Consider the following 19752-nt stretch of genomic DNA (forward strand, 5'->3'; position numbering starts at 1 on the left):
CAAGACGAGGACAGGCATGGCGGCGGCCGTTTCACGTGGAACGCTCCGTCAGAGCGGTGGCTCGAGGAAGTCCCCTCCGCAGTTGGGCGCACTTCAGTGATCGTTTCACGTGAAACAGTCGGGACTCGACTGCGCAGTAGCGGTGGGTGATCGCGTCGCCCGCCCGCCTAGGAGGAACTGCAGCCCATGACCGCCGACCCTAGGCGTGACGCCGCGCCGATGCGCGCTAATCGGCTTCGGGCAGCTTCATCCGTTTCACGTGAAACCCGCTGCGGCCAGGTCGCACTCCGCGGCCGTCAGGGATCGCATGCGCGAGCGCGAAGCGACGGCGCCGACCTGAAGTCCTGCCGCCCGATACGCCTCACCAGCACGTGTGTTTCACGTGAAACGGCACGGGCCCATCCACCCAGGTTGCGGGTTACCGACGCCGCAGGGGAAGTCTTGCCACCACCGCGGGCCCGGCGCTCCGTCACACACCGAACATGCCCTCTGGCGCGGGAAGCGCCAGGGAGAGTGCGACCGTTTCACGTGAAACAGGTGCTTCGTCGACCAACGGCCGCGCACCCCCTTACCCGCCGCCAACACCATCAACACACGTGCGATCCGCGTCCGGTTGGCCGATCCGGCATCGATGCCACTCGTTCGCCCCTCAAGCCGCAGCCGACCACGGGCCCATCCGCCGTTTCACGTGAAACATGACGCTCCTGAGGCCGCAGCGCCTCGAGTTCCAAGGCGCCGACAGGCAATGTATCGGGTGGGATCAAACGGTATGCGTGCGTACTGGGTCGCGTCGCAGAGGACTCCGCATCACGCACAATCGTTCTGTTGGAACCGTCCATCCGCTGGAGCGCAGTCACTGACACACCTGTCGGTGAGGCGTGCCGACAGTCGAGGCCTGAGTGGCTCCTCCTCCATATGGGTGAGAGGGGTCGCGAGCCAAAAGCTGTCATGGTGCAGAGACAACCGCGTTTCACGTGAAACGGAGGCCGGCGCCACGTGAGACTTCGACCGTCCGCCATACGTCTCGGCATCCTCGGCGGAAGCACGTTCGCGTACACGCAGGGGCCGCCACCAAGCCCGGCCGCACCGACACGCATCGTGGGAACCGACCGCGTCCTGGTTTCACGTGAAACACAAGAGCTCCCACCCACCGCATCGACGTCACAGTCAAAAGCGCAGGTGCGTGCGGAGCCGGCAACGGCACATCGACGGATGAAAGGCCGTGCCGACAGTCCGGTCCTGAGTGGCTCCTCCCCATGTGAATAGGTGGAGTTACTGCTCAAAGGGTTGTGACGGCGCAGATGGCACGGCGTTTCACGTGAAACGGACGCAAACCGCCGCCTGAGACTGCGACTCCCCGATACGACTCGGCATCACCGGCTGCAGCACGCTCGCGCAACGCAGGGGCGCCACCAAGCCGCGGTGCACCGACACGCGTCGTGGGAAACGATCGTGTCCCCGTTTCACGTGAAACGCGACGGACCTCACCCTTCGCATCAGCGCCACAGTCAAAAGCGCCGGCGCGTGCAGACCAGTCAGGAACACCGGTGCAACCATTAGCGAAGGGAGGGAGGTGATGGCCGCAGCGCGGCAGCAGAGGATGCCTACGCGCAGGGCAACGGCAGCATCGCCATCCAGACGCCCGAGTACGCACCGGCACCTTGGGCCTCCGTCACCCCTGCGGCCGGAACCACGACAATCCGACGCGGACGGCTTGTTCGCTGTCGGTCCAGGGTGTTCCACGTGAAACAGCACTTCGCCGGACATCAGCCATCACATGCCCGGGCGTTGAGAGCGACAGGGGGCGACATCGCGCTACGCACCCCCATCCACAGCTGGAGCCTCCGCGCCGGATCGCAGACGCACGTTCGCCCAGCAAACTGAGCGAGCACGTCTGTCGAGCGCACGCGGAGGTTCGCGCACACGGTCACCTCTGCCCTGCACTGAAGCGCGCGACCCGACACGCGAAGCCGGCGGTCCCAGGGCAACTGCACGCGGCGCTTGCGTGACACGCGCTACACATGCGACCGCTCCGTGTTGCACGTGAAACGTCACGAGTCTCACGCGCCGGCCTCGCGAACCGCCGGCATCCATCGCATACGCGACCCTGTGCTCTGTAGCGATCCGCCGCCTCGGGGCCGACCCTTGACGCGGCACAAGAGCCACTCAACGACCGGTGCACGACCCCACGGCCGCACGACACGATGAACGCGACCTCCACCCGAGGCTCGCTGAACATCTGATCGGCTGCGCTCCGCGCCGATGGAGGAGCGCCGACGACCGCACAACCAACACCGGAGCTTCGCCGCGCCCGACACGAGCGTCTCGAACATTCCACCTCACCCCGCCAGCATGACGAGGGAGACACCGTCGCAGCGGGCACTCCCGACCCCGACGCACAGGAATCAGATCGTCACGATGCCACGTGGATTCACGCGCGATTCACGCAGCGCCCATCGATCAAAGTCGAGACTAAATCCCAGGTCAGCCAGATAATCCACTTGAGGCGCGGACGCGAGCTCGGATCACGCGGGTGGGTTCCGAGATGACACCCTCGCCCACGACCTCGGCCCGGGCATCGGTCACCTTGAACTTGCGCAGCTGCTTCTCGGCAGCGCCGATCTCGGCGGCGGCGTTGGCTCCCTTGAGCAGGATGAGCTCTCCGCCGTCGCGCACAAGGGGCGCCGTCAGCGGCAGCAGCGTGCGCAAAGCGCTCACCGCGCGTGCCGTGACGGCATCGAACACCGCACCACCGCGCCAGTCCTCGGCGCGAGCGCGGACGACCTCGACGTTGCCGAGGCCGAGCGCCTCGACCTGCTCGTTCAGCCAGGCGACGCGGCGCTCCATCGGCTCGATGAGCGTCCAGCGCACGTCCGGGCGGGCGATCGCGAGCACGAGGCCCGGCAGGCCGGCGCCGGAGCCGACGTCGGCCACGCTTCCCGAGAAGAGAGGCGCGATGACAGCGCTGTTGAGCACATGCCGGTTCCACAGGCGGGGAAGCTCGAGCGGGCCGATGAGGCCGCGCTCCTCGCCGTGCTCCGCCAGGGCCGTGGTGAATGCCCGCGCCAGCGCGATGCGATCGCCGAAGACCACAGCGGCCTCGACGGGCTCGGGTTCCAGCACGGGCGCGACGTTCGAGGGCTCGTCCGCCATGCTCACGCGCGCCGGATCACCGTGTGACGGTCGCCGGCCGCTCCGTACGACTCCGAGACGAGGCCGCGTTCCGCGACGATGTCGTGCACCAGCTTGCGCTCGTAGCTCGACATCGGGGGGAGCGACGCCTGGGACGCGCCCTCGTCCAGGCGCGCGATGGCACGGTCGACGAGGCGTTCGAGCTCGCGCTGGCGGGCGTCACGGGATCCGCCGACGTCCAGGATCAGGCGCGAGAAACGGCCGGTCTTGGTCTGCACGGCGAGCCGGGTCAGCTCCTGAAGAGCCTGCACGGTGTCGGCATCCGCGAGGGAGGCGACCGCGTCCTCGTCTTCGGCCTCGACCGAGACATACGCCCGGCCGCCGCGAACATCGAGGGCGAGGTCGCCGTCGAGATCGGCGATGTCGAGCAGGCCCTCGAGGAAGTCCGCGGCGATGTCGCCTTCCTCCTCGAGCTGCGCGACGGTCAGCGAAGCCTCGCGCAGAGGCGCCGCGGCGTTCTCGGACGCATCCGACGGGGAGTCGACGCCGACGGGAGTGCCGGGGACGGTTTCAGACGTGCTCATCGTGATTCCTGCTCTTCCGCAATGGTGCGAGGGTCAGGATGCCGAAGCATCCGACCCGGACTGGCTCGACGCCTTGCCCTGCTGCTTCTTCGCGCGCTGCTTGCCCATCGGCTGCTGCCGTTTCGGCTCGGCGGCCTTGACGGCCTTCGCCTCTTCGTACAGGCGCTGCTGCTCGGCCTGGTACTTCTCCATCGGCACGATCTTGCCGTTGGCGTCGATCGCCTTGCCCTTGCGCGCCAGACGCTCCTCGCGCTCCTTGGCGGCCTGCGATCCCGGGGTGGGCATGTTCCGGATGACGAGGAACTGCTGCACGGCGGTCCAGATGTTCGACGTGAACCAGTAGATGACGACGCCGAGCGGGAAGAAGACACCGGAGTAGATGAAGGCGAGCGGCAGGATGTACAGCATCACCCGCTGCATCTTGTACGCCTGGCCCTCCTTGGCCTCGGGCGACAGGTTCTTCGAGATGATCTGCAGCTGCGTGAAGTACTGCGACGCGATCATGAGCACGACCAGCGTGATCATGATGCCGACGGTGAACTGCCAGCCGTCGGGCTTCGTCTGGAACGTCGCGACGAGCGACTCGTGCAGCGACGCCACGCCGAACAGCTTGGCGTTGTAGAACTCCTGCGTCAGCTGCGGGGTCAGCCAGAACACGCCGCCGTGACCGGCCTCGGCGTTCGTCTTGATGCTGGAGAGCACCGAGTACAGCGAGAAGAAGACCGGCATCTGGATGAGGATCGGCAGGCAGCCGGACACCGGAGACGTGCCGTTCTTCTTGTACAGATCCATCGTCTCGCGGCTCATCGCCTCACGAGACAGCTGGTCGCGCTTGCCCTTGTACTTGTCCTGGACCTTCTTGAGCTGCGGCGCGATCTCCATCATCTTGCGCTGGCTCTTGATCTGCCGCACGAAGATCGGGATGAGCGCCGAGCGCACCACGAGCACGAGGCCCACGATGGAGAGCACCCAGGTGAGACCGCCGGCCGGGTTCATACCGAGGAACGCGAAGATCGAGTGCCAGGCGACCAGCACCAGCTCGACGAGCCACTTCAGCGGCCACAGGATCGTGCCGAGCAGGTCGAAGCCGCCGCCGGCTGCGGCCGAGGCGGACGGTGAGGGGGTGCTCGCGGCGAGCATCAGAAGACCCTGCACGGATCAGTCCTTTCCGGGCGGCACGACGAATCCGTGCCGCGTCAAGTCGTAGCGGAAGTCCCGGTGCGGCTTCACGTCGTCCACGCCGCCGGCGGCCCACGGGTGGCAGCGGCCGATGCGGGCGACGGCGAGGGCCGTGCCCTTGATCGCGCCGTGCTGCTGCACCGCGCCGACGGCGTAGGCGGAGCAGCTGGGGTAGTAGCGGCACACGTCGCCGTAGAGGGGCGAGATCACGGTGCGGTACGCCTGCAGAAGACCGAGCAGCGCGTTGCGCGGCAGCAGCGGGATGCCCCGCCACAGCATGTCGGGGTGCACATGCCCCGAGCCGGTGGAAGCCGCCGGCAGCGCCGCGGCGTTCACGCGGCCCTCCGGCGAAGGCCCTTGACGACCTCCGCCTGCAGGTGGTCGAACCCGGCACCGGCTGCGGACGGCAGCGCGCGGATCACCACATCCGCGCCACGACGAACGTCCGGCAGCGCTTCGGCGCTGATCGCCTTCAGTCGGCGACGGACGGTGTTGCGTGTCACGGCGGTTCCCACCTGCTTGCTCACGATGAACCCGAACCGGGCGGCGCGGTCTTCGTCGGTGTGCACCACGTACAAGACGGTGTGTGATCCGACGCTTCGCGCGCCCCGACGGACGACGGCCTTGTAATCAGCGCCGCGTGTCAGCCGGTTCGGTCGTGCGAGCACTCGGATCAGGCAGAGAGCTCGGTGCGTCCCTTGGCGCGACGGGCAGACAGGATGGCGCGGCCGGCGCGGGTGCGCATGCGGGCGCGGAAGCCGTGCTTCTTGGCACGACGGCGGTTGTTCGGCTGGAAGGTGCGCTTGCTCATGAGGAAACTCCAGAACGGATCTCACCCGGTGGCGACCGGGGACGATGAAGGGGGACGGATGCCGAGCAGGCATACGTCAACCGATCAAGGCTACGTCGAGCAGCACCCGAATCACAAACCGAGACTCCGCCGAGCGTCATTATCCACAGCGCACGCTCAGCCGCGCGCAGGGACACGCCACCGATGATCTCGCAGGGTTTGCCACGGTGCCGAGGCTGGAATAGCGTGTCACCGGCAAAGTTATCCACAGGCTATCGGGGAGAGTCATGACGGAGCACCAGGCGTCGGAGGTCCCCGTGTGGGCGAATGCCATGGAGCGGCTGCGTCAAGACGACCGCATCACACCGCAGCTCGAGGGCTTCCTCAACCTGGCGGTGGCCCAGGGCGTGATGGGCGGCATCCTGTACCTCGACGTGCCGAACGAGCTCACCGCGAGCATGATCAACACGCGCGGCCGCGCGCCGATCCTGGAGGCGCTGACCCACCTGGGGGACGAAGTCACCTCGTTCCGGGTCGCGGTCAACCCCGAGGTCGATGCCCGCCCCGCGGTGGACGAACCCGCCTCCCCGGTCAGCGTGCAGACCGCGCCGACGCCCGTGCAGTCCTCTCCGGCGCTCGCGATCGTGCCCGAACGCGGCTCCGCACCGGAGCCGGCGCTGCCGGCGACTCGCGACCAGACGCGTCTCAACCCCAAGTACACGTTCGACAACTTCGTGATCGGTCCGTCGAACCGCTTGGCGCACGCCGCGGCCTTCGCCGTGGCCGAGGCGCCGGCGAAGGCGTACAACCCGCTCTTCATCTACGGGGACTCCGGTCTCGGCAAGACCCATCTGCTGCACGCGATCGGCGACTACGCGCAGAGCCTGTACCCGGGCATCCGCGTGCGGTACGTCTCGAGCGAAGAGTTCACGAACGACTTCATCAACTCGATCCAGAACAACCGCGGACCCGAGTTCCAGGCCCGGTACCGCGAGGTCGACATCCTGCTGATCGACGACATCCAGTTCCTGCAGGGACGCGCCGAGACGCAGGAGGCGTTCTTCCACACCTTCAACCAGCTGCACGACCACGACAAGCAGGTCGTGATCACCAGCGACCTGCCGCCGAAGAGCCTCACCGGCTTCGAGGACCGCATGCGCAGCCGGTTCCAGTGGGGTCTCATCACCGACGTGCAGGCGCCCGACCTGGAGACGCGCATCGCGATCCTGCGGAAGAAGGCGCACAGCGAACGCCTGCAGGCGCCGGACGAGGTGCTCGAGTACATCGCCACCGTGGTGTCGTCCAACATCCGCGAACTGGAGGGCGCGCTCATCCGCGTCTCGGCGTTCGCGAGCCTGAACCGGTCGGAGATGGACATCTCGCTCGCCCAGACGGTGCTGCGCGACATCATCGATCAGAGCGAGACCAACGTGATCTCGCCGACGGACATCATCCAGGCGACCGCGCAGTACTTCAAGCTCAGCGAGGACGACCTCTATGGGTCGAACAGGTCGCAGGCCGTCGCCTCGGCCCGGCAGATCGCCATGTACCTGTGCCGCGAGCGCACGAGCCTGTCCCTCCCCAAGATCGGACAGCTGTTCGGCGGCCGCGACCACACGACCGTGATGTACGCCTACAAGAAGATCAGCGAGCAGATGAAGGAACGCCGCTCGCTGTTCAACCAGGTGACCGAGATCACGGCCCAGCTCGGCCGACGCTGACCGGTTCCGCCCGACGGCGTCCGAACCCCGCACCCCGGGGCTCGGACGCCGTTTTTCGTACACTTCTGCACAGTGTGGATAACTTGTGGAAAACTCGCCGACGCGCCGGAACCGCTGTGCACAGTCATGCCCTCGACTGTGGAGACGCCTGAGCACCCGGTTTTCCGCGTCAGCACTGCCATCCGCAGGCGTTCCACATCTCACACGCGTGTAGTTCCCATGCGCCCGTTGCTCTCCACCGAGTTATCCACAGTTTCAACAGCAGAGATGAAGATGACAAGAAAATCTCTGATCCATCACATTCGATGACCTTGGGGATGAAGCGCGGAGCGCGAAGCGCATCACAACATCCGCACCGGCATCGCCCGATGAGGGCACTAGCATGAGAGACCCAGCCCTGTGCCCGTCGGCCTGCGGCCACACCCACCCACGACCAGGGGAGCGGAAGTGAAGTTCCACGTCAATCGCGATGTGTTCAGCGAGGCCGTCTCGTTCGTCGTGAAGCTGCTGCCGCAGCGCAACCCCCAGCCGATCCTCGCGGGCGTGCTCATCGAAGCCACCGACACGGGTCTCACGCTGTCGGCGTTCGACTACGAAGCCTCCGCGCGCACCACGATCGACGCGACCGTCGACGAGCCCGGCACGATCCTCGTGCACGGCAAGCTGCTCGCCGACATCGCGAGCAAACTCCCGAACCAGCCCATCGAGATCGCCGTCGACGAAGACGGCGGCATCCAGCTGCGCTGCGGTTCCGCACGATTCACCCTCGCGTCCATGCCCGTGCAGGAATATCCCGCCATCCCGGAGGTCACCGGTGACTCCGGCCTCGTGCCGGGAGACGACTTCGCCACCGCGATCGCCCAGGTGGCGTTCGCGGCATCCCGCGACGACGTCACCCCGGTGCTGACCGGCGTGCAGCTCGAGGTCGCCGGCACCCAGCTGAGCCTCGTCGCCACCGACCGCTACCGGGTGGCCCTGCGCGACCTTCCCTGGGACGGCGGAGCCGCGGCATCCGACGACACCGCCACCGCCCTGGTGCCGGCCCGCACGCTCACCGAGGTCGGCAAGACCTTCTCGCACGGCGGCGAGATCTCGGTGTCGTTCTCGGGATCCGGCGACCGCGAGATCATCGCGTTCACCTCGGGCAACAAGACCGTCACGTCGCTGCTGATCAAGGGCAACTTCCCCCCGGTGCGACGCCTGTTCCCGGAGGCCACCGAGCACTACGCGGTCGTGTCGACGACCGACCTCGTCGAGGCCGTGCGCCGTGTGCAGATCGTGCTGGACCGCTCCGCTCCGCTGCGGTTCACGTTCACGCCCGACGGCGTGACGATGGAGGGCTCCGGCACCGAGCAGGCGCGCGCGTCCGAGACGGTGGATGCCACCCTCACCGGCGACGACGTCACGCTCGGACTCAACCCGCAGTACCTGCTCGAGGCGCTCGGCGCGGTGCGCAGCGAGTTCACGCGCATCACGTTCACCTCGAGCGACAACGCGAACAAGCTCAGCCCGGTGCTGATCACCCCGCAGACCTCGGGCACCGTCGAGTCGTTCCGCTACCTGCTGCAGCCGAACCTGCTGCTGCGCTGACCCGGTGATCGTCGAGCACCTGAACCTCGTCGACTTCCGCAACTACCGGGTCGCCGACGTGGCCCTCGGGGCCGGCCCGACGGTCTTCGTGGGGCGCAACGGGCAGGGCAAGACGAATCTGGCGGAGGCGATCGCCTACTTCGCGACGCTGGGCTCGCATCGGGTCTCGGCCGACGCGCCCCTCGTCCGCGAGAGCGCCGAACACGCCATCGTGCGCGAGCGTCTCGCACACGGGACCCGGCATGTGCAGCTCGAGATCCAGATCAACCGGCAGGGCGCGAACCTCGCCCGGGTCAACGGCGCGAAGATCCGGGCCGCGGAGCTTCCCCGGTACGCACAGGTCGTGCTGTTCGCCCCGGAAGACCTGCAGATCGTGCGCGGCGACCCGTCGTCGCGGCGCCGATTCGCCGACTCGCTGCTGGTGCAGCGCTTCCCGCGGCTCGCCGGCGTGCTCGCCGACTACGACCGGGTGCTGAAACAGCGAAACGCCCTGCTCAAGTCCGCCCGGGCGCGCGGCATCCGCGGCGACGCGCTGTCGACGCTCGATGTGTGGGACGACAAGCTCGTCGCCTTCGGCTCCGAGATCATCGACGCGCGCCTCCGTCTCGCGGAGGACCTCGCGGAGCCGCTGGCATCCGCCTACGAGTCGATCGCCGGCGCCGACCACGCGCCGCAACTGGAATGGGCGCTGTCGGTGCGTGGCGCCGACCCGGAAGAGGGCGCCGACGACAACGCGGATGCCACGACCGCCGACACGACCGCCCTGTTCCGTGCGGCACTCACCACGAAGCGCGCCACCGAGCTCGAGCGCGGGATGACCCTCACCGGTCCGCACCGCGACGACCTGCTGATGCGGGTACGCGGGCTTCCCGTGAAGGGCTACGCCTCGCACGGCGAGTCGTGGTCGGTGGCGCTCGCGCTGCGGCTGGCCTCGGCGGAGCTGCTGCGCGCCGACTCGATGCTGGGCGATCCGGTGCTGATCCTCGACGACGTGTTCGCCGAGCTCGACGCCGACCGTCGCGTGCGCCTCGCGCGTCTGGTCGCCGACTACGAGCAGGTGATCGTGACGGCCGCGGTGGAGGAGGATGTCCCCGACCCACTGCGAACGCGCGTCATCCGCGTGCAGGCCGGAACGATCTCGGACGAGCGGGCGGGCGTCACGGAGGGAGACGGCGATGAGTGACGATGAGCTGCCCGAGACCCTCGCCACCTATCTGCGGCTGCGGGGACTCGAGCCGACCGGGCGCGGCCGGCGTCGGCGCCGCCGCTCTGCGGACGGCGACGAGAACGCGCCGTTCACCCCGGGCCGCGACCCGTCGACGGTGGGCGACGTGCTGGCATCCTTCACCCGGCAGGCCGGCTGGGACCCCGATCTCGCCCGGGAGGACGTCGTGACGATGTGGGCCGAAGTCGTCGGCGAGGCGAACGCCGCACGGACGCGTCCCACCGGATTCCGGGACGGCGTGCTGCTGGTCAGCTGCGACTCCACGGCATGGGTCAGCCAGCTGAAGCTCATGCGCCGGCACATCCTGACGACCATCGTGCAGCGCTTTCCGGAAGCGGGCATCGACAACATCACCTTCCAGGGGCCGGACGTCCCCAGCTGGAAACACGGCATGAGAGCCGTTCCAGGGCGCGGTCCGCGCGATACCTACGGCTGATCCGTGTGTTGCGGTATCCCGGGCGCTTTCATCGCGTCGTAGAGCCTCTGAAAGGCCGTTGTCGGTGGGTTTTCGGGTAGGATCGTAGGGAAATCGCTGAACGATCGGAGTGCTGGACGCCTATGACCTCGCAGACCCCCGGAAGCGACCCCGAATCGATCGACGACGAGGCTGTCGCGGCGCCCAAACCCCAGGGCGGTGAGTACGGGGCCGATGCCATCCAGGTGCTCGAAGGTCTCGAGGCCGTCCGCAAGCGACCCGGCATGTACATCGGCTCGACCGGGGAGCGGGGCCTGCACCACCTCGTGCAGGAGATCGTGGACAACTCGGTCGACGAGGCGCTCGCGGGCTACTGCGACAACATCGAGGTCACGATCCTCGAAGACGGCGGCGTGCGCTGCGTCGACAACGGCCGCGGCATCCCGGTCGGCATGCATCCCACCGAGAAGAAGTCCACCGTCGAGGTGGTGCTCACGGTGCTGCACGCTGGCGGCAAGTTCGGCGGCGGCGGATACGCGGTCTCCGGCGGTCTGCACGGCGTCGGGTCGTCCGTGGTGAACGCGCTGTCCACGCGCCTCGAGGTCGAAGTGCGTCGCGAGGGCTACGTCTGGCGGCAGTCCTTCCGCGACGGCGGCATCCCTCAGGCTCCGCTCGAGCGCGGCGAGGAGAGCACCGAGACCGGCACGATCATCACGTTCTGGCCGGATGCCACCATCTTCGACACCGTCGACTTCGACTACGACACGTTGCGTTCGCGCTTCCAGCAGACCGCGTTCCTCAACAAGGGCCTGCGGATCAGCCTGCTCGACGAGCGTCCCGAGGGCCTCGTCGTCGAGGACACCGACGGCGAGAGCGTCGAGAAGCAGCGCGGGGCGACGTTCCTCTACGAGCGCGGCCTCGTCGACTACGTCGAGTACCTCAACAAGGTGCGCAAGACCGACGTCGTCAACGACGAGGTCATCGACTTCGAGTCCGAGGACACCGACCGCAAGATCGCGCTCGAGGTCGCCATGCAGTGGACGACGAGCTACACCGAGAACGTCTTCACGTTCGCGAACAACATCAACACGCACGAGGGCGGCACGCACGAAGAGGGCTTCCGCGCCGCGCTGACCACGCTGGTGAACCGGTACGCACGCGCGAACAACATCCTCAAGGAGAAGGACGACAACCTCTCCGGCGACGACGTGCGCGAGGGGCTCACCGCGGTCATCTCGGTGAAGCTCTCCGAGCCGCAGTTCGAGGGCCAGACCAAGACCAAGCTCGGCAACACCGAGGCGAAGGCGTTCGTGCAGCGCGTGGTCGGGGAGCAGCTCAGCGACTGGTTCGACCGCAACCCGCAGGCGGCCAAGAGCATCATCCGCAAGTCGATCGACGCCGCCACCGCGCGCCTCGCCGCGCGCAAGGCCCGCGAGACAGCGCGCCGCAAGAGCGTCTTCGAGTCGGCGTCGATGCCCGACAAGCTCAAGGACTGCACCAGCAAGGACCCGTCGATCAGCGAGATCTTCCTCGTCGAGGGCGACTCGGCCGGCGGCTCGGCGGTGCAGGGCCGCGACCCGCACACCCAGGCGATCCTGGCGCTGCGCGGCAAGATCCTGAACGTCGAGCGGGCCCGCCTCGACCGCGCGCTCGGCAACAACGAGATCCAGGCGATGATCCAGGCCTTCGGCACGGGCATCGGCGAGGACTTCACCATGGAGAAGGCGCGGTACCACAAGATCGTGTTGATGGCGGATGCCGACGTCGACGGCCAGCACATCACCACGCTGCTGCTGACCCTGCTGTTCCGCTACATGCGCGGGCTCATCGAGGCCGGCTACGTGTACCTCGCGATGCCGCCCCTGTACCGCCTCAAGTGGTCGAACGCACCGCACGACTACGTCTACAGCGACGCCGAGCGCGACGGCCTGCTGGCGGAGGGTCTCGCGAGCGGCAAGCGGATCCCGAAGGACAACGGCATCCAGCGCTACAAGGGTCTCGGCGAGATGAACGCCAAGGAACTGTGGGAGACCACCATGGATCCGACGACGCGCACCCTCCGCCAGGTGACGATCGACGACGCGGCCGCAGCCGACGAGATCTTCTCGATCCTGATGGGCGAGGACGTCGAGTCCCGCCGCAGCTTCATCCAGCGCAACGCCAAGGACGTCCGCTTCCTCGACATCTAGCCCTCATCGCATCCGCGTTTCGTCTCGTCGCTTCGCTCCTCGCTCAACGACCGGAACGCCACTCCCGGTCGTTGAGCGAGCGAAGCGAGACGAAACGCAGGAAGAACGAGAACGAACATGACTGACGACACCACGGACGCCCAGGCCGCACCCGAGCACAACCACGGCCGGATCGACCAGGTCGACCTGCAGGTCGAGATGCAGCGCAGCTACCTCGACTACGCCATGAGCGTCATCGTCGGGCGCGCGCTGCCGCGGGTCGAGGACGGCCTGAAGCCGGTGCACCGCCGCGTGATCTATGCGATGTACGACGGCGGCTACCGCCCCGACAAGTCGTTCTCGAAGTGCGCGCGCGTCGTCGGCGAGGTCATGGGCCAGTACCACCCGCACGGCGACTCGGCGATCTACGACACCCTCGTGCGCCTCGTGCAGCCGTGGTCGCTGCGGTACCCGCTGGCGCTCGGTCAGGGCAACTTCGGCTCCCCGGGCAACCAGGGCGCGGCCGCCCCGCGGTACACCGAGACGAAGATGGCTCCGCTCGCGCTCGAGATGGTGCGCGACATCGAAGAGGAGACCGTCGACTTCGAGGATAACTACGACGGGCAGACCCAGGAGCCCGTCGTGCTGCCGGCGCGCTTCCCGAACCTGCTGGTCAACGGCTCGGTCGGCATCGCGGTCGGCATGGCCACCAACATCCCGCCGCACAACCTGCGCGAGGTCGCCGACGGCGCGCTGTGGGCCCTCGAGCACCCCGACGCCACGCGCGAGGAGCTGCTCGACGCCCTGATGGCGCGCATCCCCGGTCCGGACTTCCCGACGGCCGCGCAGATCCTCGGCACCCGCGGCATCCGCGACGCCTACCGCACCGGACGCGGCTCGATCACGATGCGCGCCGTCGTCAATGTCGAGGAGATCCAGGGCCGTACGTGCCTGGTCGTCACCGAGCTGCCGTACCAGGTGAACCCCGACAACGTCGCCGTCAAGATCCGCGACCTCGCCCGCGACGGCAAGATCCAGGGCATCGCCGACATCCGCGACGAGACCAGCGACCGCACCGGGCAGCGCCTCGTGATCGTGCTGCGCCGGGATGCCGTCGCCAAGGTCGTGCTCAACAACCTGTACAAGCACACCCAGCTGCAGGAGAACTTCGGCGCGAACATGCTCGCGATCGTCGACGGCGTGCCCCGCACCCTCGCGCTCGACGGCTTCGTCTCGCACTGGGTCACGCACCAGATCGACGTGATCGTGCGGCGCACGCGCTTCCGCCTGCGCAAGGCCGAGGAGCGCATGCACATCCTGCGCGGATACCTCAAGGCGCTCGATGCGCTCGACGAGGTCATCGCCCTCATCCGCCGCTCGCCGACCGTCGACGAGGCGCGCGAGGGTCTGAAGACGCTCCTCGACATCGACGACCTGCAGGCCGACGCGATCCTGCAGATGCAGTTGCGCCGCCTGGCCGCGCTGGAACGGCAGAAGATCATCGACGAGGCCGCCGAGCTCGAGCTGCGCATCGCCGACTACAACGACATCCTCGCCGACGAGGGCCGGCAGCGCAGCATCATCCGCGACGAGCTCACCGAGATCGTCGAGCGCTTCGGCGACGAGCGCCGCACGCACATCCTGCCCGGCTACGACGGCGACATGTCGATCGAGGACCTCATCCCCGAAGAGGAGATGGTCGTCACGGTCACGCGTGAGGGGTACATCAAGCGCACCCGCAGCGACAACTACCGTTCGCAGCACCGCGGCGGCAAGGGCGTGAAGGGCGCGCAGCTGCGCGCCGACGACGTGGTCGAGCACTTCTTCGTCACCACCACGCACCACTGGCTGCTGTTCTTCACCACGAAGGGCCGTGTCTACCGCACCAAGGCGTACGAGGTTCCGGAAGCGGGCCGGGATGCCAAGGGCCAGCATGTCGCGAACCTGCTGGCGCTGCAGCCCGGCGAGGAGATCGCGCAGATCCTCGACATCCGCGACTACGAGGTGGCGACCTACCTCGTGCTCGCGACCCGCGGCGGCCTCGTGAAGAAGACGCGCCTCACCGAGTACGACACCAACCGTCAGGGCGGCGTCATCGCGATCAAGCTCCGCGCCACGGGCGCCGAGGAGGGCGACGAGGGCGACGAGGCGGATGACGAGGCCATGGCCTCCACCGACGAGGTCGTGAGCGCACTGCTCGTCGACGAGGGCGACGACCTGCTGCTGATCAGCCGCCACGGGATGTCGCTGCGCTTCACCGCGACCGACGAGTCGCTGCGTCCCATGGGCCGATCCACCGCCGGCGTGAAGGGCATGTCGTTCCGCGGGGATGACAGCCTGCTGTCGGCATCCGTCGCGACGCCCGGTTCGTACGTGTTCGTGGTCACCGAGGGCGGGTACGCGAAGCGCACCGAGATCGACCAGTACCGCACGCAGTCGCGCGGCGGAATCGGCATCAAGGTCGCCAAGCTCAACGACGACCGGGGCGTCCTGGCGGGCGGTCTGATCGTCGCCGCGGACGACGAGGTCTTGGTGGTTCTTGCCAGCGGCAAGGTGGTACGCTCTGCCGTGGCCGAGGTCCCCGCCAAGGGGCGCGACACCATGGGTGTCGTCTTCGCCCGTCCGGATGACGATGACAGGATCCTCGCGATCGCTCGCAACACCGAACGAGGACTGGCCGACAGCGAGGACGCCGACACCGAGGGTGCGGCATCCGATCCCGAGGCCCCGACCCCCGAAGAGAGCACTGACGCATGAGCACAGTAGCCGACAAGCTCGCCAAGAAGTCGAGTCACAAGACCAGCGCGAAGCAGGTGCGCCTGCGTCTCGTCTACATCGACTTCTGGTCCGCGGTGAAGCTGTCGTTCCTGGCAGCCGTCGCGATCGCCGTCGTGACGATCGTCGCATTCTTCCTGATCTACGCCGTCATCTCGGCGACGGGTCTCGTCGGCAAGACGGACTCGCTGTTCAAGAGCTTCACGGACGGCACGGTGAGCCTGTCGCAGGTGTTCGGCCTGCCGCAGGTGATGGCCGTCGCCTCGATCATCGCGATCCTGAACCTCGTCATCGTGACGGTGATGGGTGCGGTCGTCGCGGGCATCTACAACCTCGCAGTGAAGATCACCGGCGGTCTGCTGGTCGGGTTCACCTCCAGCTGACGCGTTCCACGTTGAAGCGGGCGGGGCATCGACCCCGCCCGCTTCCGCATTTGTGCGGCGGTCTAGACGATGCCGCTGGTGCCCAGCAGCGCGCCGATGATGAAGGTGGCGACGAGCGCGATGGCGCCGCCGATGATGAGGCGCAGTGCGGCCCGCAGCCGTCGGGCGCCGCCGAGCTGGGCCGCGAGCGTGCCGGTGAGCGCCAGGGCGACGAGCACAGCCGCGAAGGTGACCGGGATGCGCACCGCCGGGGGTGGCAGCAGGATGGCGAGCATCGGCAGGATCGCGCCGACGGTGAACGAGATCGCGGACGAGATCGCGGCGTGCCACGGGTTGACGAGGTCGTTCTGGTCGATGCCCAGTTCCACCTCGAGGTGGGCGCGAAGCGCGTCGTGCGCGGTCAGCTCGACGGCGACCTGGTGCGCGGTCGCCTCTGACAGTCCGCGGGAGCGGTACATGGCGGTGAGCTCGGCGAGCTCTTCTTCGGGCATCGTCTCGAGCTCGTAGCGCTCCTTCTCGATGAGCGCCATCTCGGTGTCGCGCTGGCTCGAGACCGAGACGTATTCGCCGAGCGCCATCGACACGGCGCCGCCCACGAGCCCGGCCATGCCGGCCGTGAAGATCGCACCGGTCGACGTGGAGGCCGCGGCCACACCGACGACGATCGCCGCGACCGAGACGATGCCGTCGTTCGCGCCCAGGACGCCGGCGCGCAGCCAGTTCAGCCTCTGTCGCACATTGTTCGCGTGCGGTTCGCCGTTGTGCTGGACGTCTTCCGCGGTCATGTGATCAGTCAAGCGCCGTGCCCGTTTCGCGGCAAGCAAGGGAAGCCTGTCCGAGCCTGCGCACGATTTCTGAATCGCCGCGGATTCCGGTAGAGTCTTGCAGGTTGACATCGTGCTCTGCGCGGTGGCACGGGGCTATAGCTCAGGCGGTTAGAGCGCTTCACTGATAATGAAGAGGTCCCAGGTTCAAGTCCTGGTAGCCCCACTCCTCACTCGAGGTGACTCGGGGGCCTTAGCTCAGTTGGTAGAGCGCCTGCTTTGCAAGCAGGATGTCAGGACTTCGAATCTCCTAGGCTCCACCATCTGCTGTACGGCCACCCGATCGGGTGGCCGTTCTCGTCTCCGCCGCTTCGGGCTCCTAGGCTCGGGGTATGACGTCGCCCGTCGTGGATCCCGGCTCCTCCGTCCCGCCGTTCGAGCAGCTGCGTACGCAGCTCGCGGCGCAGATCGAGAGCGGACAGCGCGCCGAGGGCGCGAAGCTGCCGCCGGTGCGCCGCCTCGCGGAGCAGCTGGGGCTCGCGGCGAACACCGTCGCGCGTGCGTACCGGGAGCTGGAGGCGGCGGGACTCGTCGTCACCGGCGGTCGCAACGGAACGATCGTCGCGCCGGGCCGGGTGCGCGCGGTCGACCCGGCCGCATCCCGCGCGGCCGATCGCTACCTCGAGGCGATGGGCGAACTCGGGTACGATGCGGACGCGGCCGTCGACTACCTGCGCCGCAAGGGGGCATGATGTCGAAGTACGTCGCGGCATCCTGCCGGTGCTCGCAGGAGCTGCGGGTGTTCCAGGACGATCCGGACAGTCAGACCGCTGCCGGCATCAGGTGAGTCGGGCCAGCAGTTCGGCCCGCCGGGCGTCCGACGCGAACGACCCCTCGATGGAATTGCGGCACAATGCGTCGAGCTCGGCCGCGGTGAGGGCGTGGGCGGAGGCGACGGCGGAGATGTTGTCGTCGAGGTACCCGCCGAAGTAGGCGGGGTCGTCGGAGTTGATCGTCACCCGCAGGCCGGCATCCAGCATGCGCCGGATCGGCACCGCGCCGACATCCCCGACGACCTTGAGCGCCACGTTCGAGAGCGGGCACACGGTCAGCGGGATGCGGTCGCGCACGAGCCGCGCCACCAGGGCGTCATCGTCCAGGGCGTGGATCCCGTGGTCGATCCGCTCCGCGCCCAGCAGGTCCAGCGCCTGCCACACGTAGGCGGCCGGGCCCTCCTCGCCGGCGTGGGCCACCACATGCAGTCCGGCGGCGCGCGCCTCGTCGAAGACCGCCGTGAAGAGCGACGGCGGATAGCCGACCTCGGCGGAGTCCAGCCCGAGCCCGAGCACGGGGATGCCGGTGGCGAGCACCGCGTCCAGCATCGCGTGCGCCGACGCGACGGGCTGGTCGCGCAGCACGCACACGATGATGCCGCTCGTGATGCCGAGCTCCGCTTCGGCCCGGTCGAGGGAGCGCCGGATTCCGCGCAGCACCACCTGCTCGGGCACCCCTCGACTGGAGTGGGCCTGCGGATCCACGAACAGCTCGACGTGGGCGACGCCGGCACGCTGCGCCCGCACCAGGTACGCCCAGGTCATCGCGGCGAAGGCATCCTCATCGCGCAGCACCCGCATGTTCTCGTAGTACAGATCCAGGAACGACTGCAGGTCGTCGAACCGGTACCGCGCCGCGAGCTCGCCCTCGTCCGCGTCCGCGAGGGCGACGCCCTGCTGCCGGGCGAGGTCGAAGATCGTCGGAGGCTCGAGCGTGCCCTCGATGTGCAGGTGCAGTTCGCAGAACGGACGGCTCATGACGTGACTCCTCGGGTCGGGCCGGATGCCCGGCTCTCACTCTGACGACGCGGCGCGTCGGAGCTCCGTCACGACACGCCGGGGGTGCGGCTTCCACCCCCGGCGTGTGGCGGAGAGTCTCCGATGCGGTGTGTCAGACCGCGGCGAGTTCCGCCCGCGCGCGGCGCGTGGCCTCGAGCATCGCGGTGAGCGAGGCCGTCACCTCGGCGACACCGCGCGTCTTGAGGCCGCAGTCGGGGTTGATCCAGAGCTGGCGCGGGTGGATGCCGCCGAGCGCCGCGTCGATGAGACCGGCCACCTCGTCGGTGGACGGCACGCGCGGCGAGTGGATGTCGTACACGCCCGGACCGATGCCGCGGCCGAACTGCACCGAGCGGATGTCGCCGACGACGTCCATCGCCGAGCGCGCCGCCTCGATGGAGGTGACATCGGCATCCAGCGCGTCGATCGCCTCGATGACCTCGCCGAACTCGGAGTAGCAGAGGTGCGTGTGCACCTGGGTGGCATCCGCCGCCCCGGCCGTCGCGAGGCGGAACGAGCCCACCGACCACTGCAGGTAGGCGTCCTGCTGCGCGCGCTTGAGCGGAAGCAGCTCGCGAAGCGCCGGCTCATCGACCTGCACGATGCGAATGCCGGCTTCTTCGAGGTCCGCGATCTCGTCCCGGATCGCGAGGGCGACCTGCACGGCGGTGTCGCCGAGCGGCTGGTCGTCGCGCACGAACGACCACGCGAGGATCGTGACCGGCCCGGTGAGCATGCCCTTGACCGGCTTCTCGGTGAGCGACTGCGCGAAGCTCGACCACGGCACCGTCATCGGCTGAGGCCGGGACACGTCTCCCCAGAGGATCGACGGACGCGTGCATCGCGAGCCGTAGGACTGCACCCAGCCGTGCTCGGTGACCGCGAACCCGTCGAGCAGCTCGGCGAAGTACTGCACCATGTCGTTCCGCTCCGGCTCGCCGTGCACGAGCACGTCCAGGCCGATCCGCTCCTGCAGCTCGATGACCTCACGGATCTCGCCCTGCATCGCCGTGACGTATTCCGATTCCGGAATGCGTCCGGCGGCGAACGCGGCGCGGCTCGAGCGGATGCCGGCGGTCTGCGGGAACGAGCCGATGGTCGTCGTGGGCAGCGGAGGCAGGGCGATCGCCTCGAGCTGCGCAGCCTGCCGTGCCGCGTAGGAGGCGCGCGCGGCGTCGGCCTCGGTCAGCGCGG

The 19752-nt window shown here is 68.1% G+C and carries 17 protein-coding genes and 2 tRNA genes; 10 read left to right on the forward strand and 9 right to left on the reverse strand.

Features of this window, described 5'->3' with window-relative positions:
- Window positions 1-2484 precede the first annotated feature (2484 nt).
- Genes rsmG through rpmH form a run of 6 tightly spaced genes read right to left on the reverse strand, consistent with a single transcriptional unit; the run spans window position 2485 to window position 5706 of the window.
- Window positions 2485-3153, reverse strand: coding sequence for a 16S rRNA (guanine(527)-N(7))-methyltransferase RsmG (gene rsmG, locus VJR25_RS15025; protein WP_324116487.1), 669 nt, complete (start codon window positions 3151-3153; stop codon window positions 2485-2487).
- Between the two features lie 2 nt (window positions 3154-3155).
- A complete protein-coding gene (locus tag VJR25_RS15030; RefSeq protein WP_324116445.1) occupies window positions 3156-3716 on the reverse strand; it encodes a protein jag in 561 nt (186 codons plus the stop codon).
- Between the two features lie 33 nt (window positions 3717-3749).
- Window positions 3750-4856 carry a membrane protein insertase YidC gene (gene yidC / locus VJR25_RS15035; protein ID WP_324116490.1) on the reverse strand — a complete coding sequence of 369 codons (1107 nt, stop codon included), beginning with the start codon at window positions 4854-4856 and terminating at the stop codon, window positions 3750-3752.
- An 18-nt stretch (window positions 4857-4874) separates the two neighbouring features.
- Entirely contained in the window at window positions 4875-5174 is a 300-nt protein-coding gene (gene yidD, locus VJR25_RS15040) for a membrane protein insertion efficiency factor YidD (protein WP_324116492.1), read from the reverse strand.
- 53 nt (window positions 5175-5227) lie between these two features.
- Complete coding sequence (gene rnpA, locus VJR25_RS15045; protein ID WP_324116446.1) at window positions 5228-5563, reverse strand: ribonuclease P protein component; 336 nt, start codon at window positions 5561-5563, stop codon at window positions 5228-5230.
- Window positions 5564-5568: 5 nt separating this feature from the next.
- Entirely contained in the window at window positions 5569-5706 is a 138-nt protein-coding gene (rpmH, locus tag VJR25_RS15050) for a 50S ribosomal protein L34 (protein WP_022879826.1), read from the reverse strand.
- A gap of 266 nt (window positions 5707-5972) precedes the next feature.
- On the opposite strand from rpmH, the gene dnaA reads away from it, so the two are divergent.
- From dnaA to VJR25_RS15085, 7 genes are all read left to right on the forward strand, one after another.
- On the forward strand, window positions 5973-7406 hold the full coding sequence (dnaA, locus tag VJR25_RS15055; protein ID WP_414683802.1) for a chromosomal replication initiator protein DnaA: 1434 nt from the start codon (window positions 5973-5975) through the stop codon (window positions 7404-7406).
- 447 nt (window positions 7407-7853) lie between these two features.
- Window positions 7854-8996, forward strand: coding sequence for a DNA polymerase III subunit beta (gene dnaN, locus VJR25_RS15060; RefSeq protein ID WP_324116466.1), 1143 nt, complete (start codon window positions 7854-7856; stop codon window positions 8994-8996).
- A gap of 4 nt (window positions 8997-9000) precedes the next feature.
- Window positions 9001-10179 (forward strand): DNA replication/repair protein RecF, encoded by a 1179-nt coding sequence (gene recF / locus VJR25_RS15065; protein ID WP_324116468.1) that lies wholly within the window; start codon window positions 9001-9003, stop codon window positions 10177-10179.
- The gene (locus tag VJR25_RS15070) at window positions 10172-10657 is read left to right on the forward strand and encodes a DUF721 domain-containing protein (RefSeq protein ID WP_324116470.1); all 486 of its coding nucleotides are present in this window, start codon (window positions 10172-10174) and stop codon (window positions 10655-10657) included. Before recF ends, VJR25_RS15070 begins: the two co-directional genes overlap by 8 nt.
- Window positions 10658-10779: 122 nt before the next feature.
- Entirely contained in the window at window positions 10780-12825 is a 2046-nt protein-coding gene (gene gyrB, locus VJR25_RS15075) for a DNA topoisomerase (ATP-hydrolyzing) subunit B (RefSeq protein WP_324116473.1), read from the forward strand.
- Between the two features lie 117 nt (window positions 12826-12942).
- Window positions 12943-15561, forward strand: coding sequence for a DNA gyrase subunit A (gyrA, locus tag VJR25_RS15080; RefSeq protein ID WP_324116475.1), 2619 nt, complete (start codon window positions 12943-12945; stop codon window positions 15559-15561).
- Entirely contained in the window at window positions 15558-15962 is a 405-nt protein-coding gene (locus tag VJR25_RS15085; protein ID WP_324116477.1) for a DUF3566 domain-containing protein, read from the forward strand. The genes gyrA and VJR25_RS15085 overlap by 4 nt, the downstream gene beginning before the upstream one ends.
- A 62-nt stretch (window positions 15963-16024) precedes the next feature.
- On the opposite strand, the gene VJR25_RS15090 is transcribed toward VJR25_RS15085, so the two are convergent.
- Entirely contained in the window at window positions 16025-16747 is a 723-nt protein-coding gene (locus tag VJR25_RS15090; protein WP_324116479.1) for a VIT family protein, read from the reverse strand.
- Window positions 16748-16878: 131 nt separating this feature from the next.
- On the opposite strand from VJR25_RS15090, the gene VJR25_RS15095 reads away from it, so the two are divergent.
- From VJR25_RS15095 to VJR25_RS15105, 3 genes are all read left to right on the forward strand, one after another.
- Window positions 16879-16952, forward strand: a tRNA-Ile gene (locus tag VJR25_RS15095).
- Between the two features lie 21 nt (window positions 16953-16973).
- Window positions 16974-17049, forward strand: a tRNA-Ala gene (locus tag VJR25_RS15100).
- A gap of 69 nt (window positions 17050-17118) precedes the next feature.
- Window positions 17119-17478: a GntR family transcriptional regulator gene (locus VJR25_RS15105; protein WP_324116480.1), complete on the forward strand. Its 360-nt coding sequence runs from the start codon at window positions 17119-17121 to the stop codon at window positions 17476-17478.
- An 87-nt stretch (window positions 17479-17565) separates the two neighbouring features.
- On the opposite strand, the gene VJR25_RS15110 is transcribed toward VJR25_RS15105, so the two are convergent.
- Both VJR25_RS15110 and metE read right to left on the reverse strand, forming a co-directional pair.
- On the reverse strand, window positions 17566-18537 hold the full coding sequence (locus tag VJR25_RS15110) for an adenosine deaminase (RefSeq protein ID WP_324116482.1): 972 nt from the start codon (window positions 18535-18537) through the stop codon (window positions 17566-17568).
- Between the two features lie 133 nt (window positions 18538-18670).
- Window positions 18671-19752 (reverse strand): 5-methyltetrahydropteroyltriglutamate--homocysteine S-methyltransferase (metE, locus tag VJR25_RS15115; RefSeq protein WP_324116485.1); only part of this gene is annotated, 1082 nt, incomplete at its 5' end.

The organism is Microbacterium sp. (genome assembly GCF_035277845.1).
Taxonomy (GTDB): domain Bacteria; phylum Actinomycetota; class Actinomycetes; order Actinomycetales; family Microbacteriaceae; genus Microbacterium.

Excerpts from the sequence above, each read along its gene's own strand:
- rsmG (WP_324116487.1), bottom strand. The coding sequence starts at position 3,153 with ATGGCGGACGAGCCCTCGAACGTCGCGCCCGTGCTGGAACCCGAGCCC.
- VJR25_RS15030 (WP_324116445.1), bottom strand. The coding sequence starts at position 3,716 with ATGAGCACGTCTGAAACCGTCCCCGGCACTCCCGTCGGCGTCGACTCC.
- yidC (WP_324116490.1), bottom strand. The coding sequence starts at position 4,856 with ATGCTCGCCGCGAGCACCCCCTCACCGTCCGCCTCGGCCGCAGCCGGC.
- yidD (WP_324116492.1), bottom strand. The coding sequence starts at position 5,174 with ATGCTGTGGCGGGGCATCCCGCTGCTGCCGCGCAACGCGCTGCTCGGT.
- rpmH (WP_022879826.1), bottom strand. The coding sequence starts at position 5,706 with ATGAGCAAGCGCACCTTCCAGCCGAACAACCGCCGTCGTGCCAAGAAG.
- dnaA (WP_414683802.1), top strand. The coding sequence starts at position 5,973 with ATGACGGAGCACCAGGCGTCGGAGGTCCCCGTGTGGGCGAATGCCATG.
- VJR25_RS15070 (WP_324116470.1), top strand. The coding sequence starts at position 10,172 with ATGAGTGACGATGAGCTGCCCGAGACCCTCGCCACCTATCTGCGGCTG.
- gyrB (WP_324116473.1), top strand. The coding sequence starts at position 10,780 with ATGACCTCGCAGACCCCCGGAAGCGACCCCGAATCGATCGACGACGAG.
- gyrA (WP_324116475.1), top strand. The coding sequence starts at position 12,943 with ATGACTGACGACACCACGGACGCCCAGGCCGCACCCGAGCACAACCAC.
- VJR25_RS15085 (WP_324116477.1), top strand. The coding sequence starts at position 15,558 with ATGAGCACAGTAGCCGACAAGCTCGCCAAGAAGTCGAGTCACAAGACC.
- VJR25_RS15090 (WP_324116479.1), bottom strand. The coding sequence starts at position 16,747 with ATGACCGCGGAAGACGTCCAGCACAACGGCGAACCGCACGCGAACAAT.
- VJR25_RS15105 (WP_324116480.1), top strand. The coding sequence starts at position 17,119 with ATGACGTCGCCCGTCGTGGATCCCGGCTCCTCCGTCCCGCCGTTCGAG.
- VJR25_RS15110 (WP_324116482.1), bottom strand. The coding sequence starts at position 18,537 with ATGAGCCGTCCGTTCTGCGAACTGCACCTGCACATCGAGGGCACGCTC.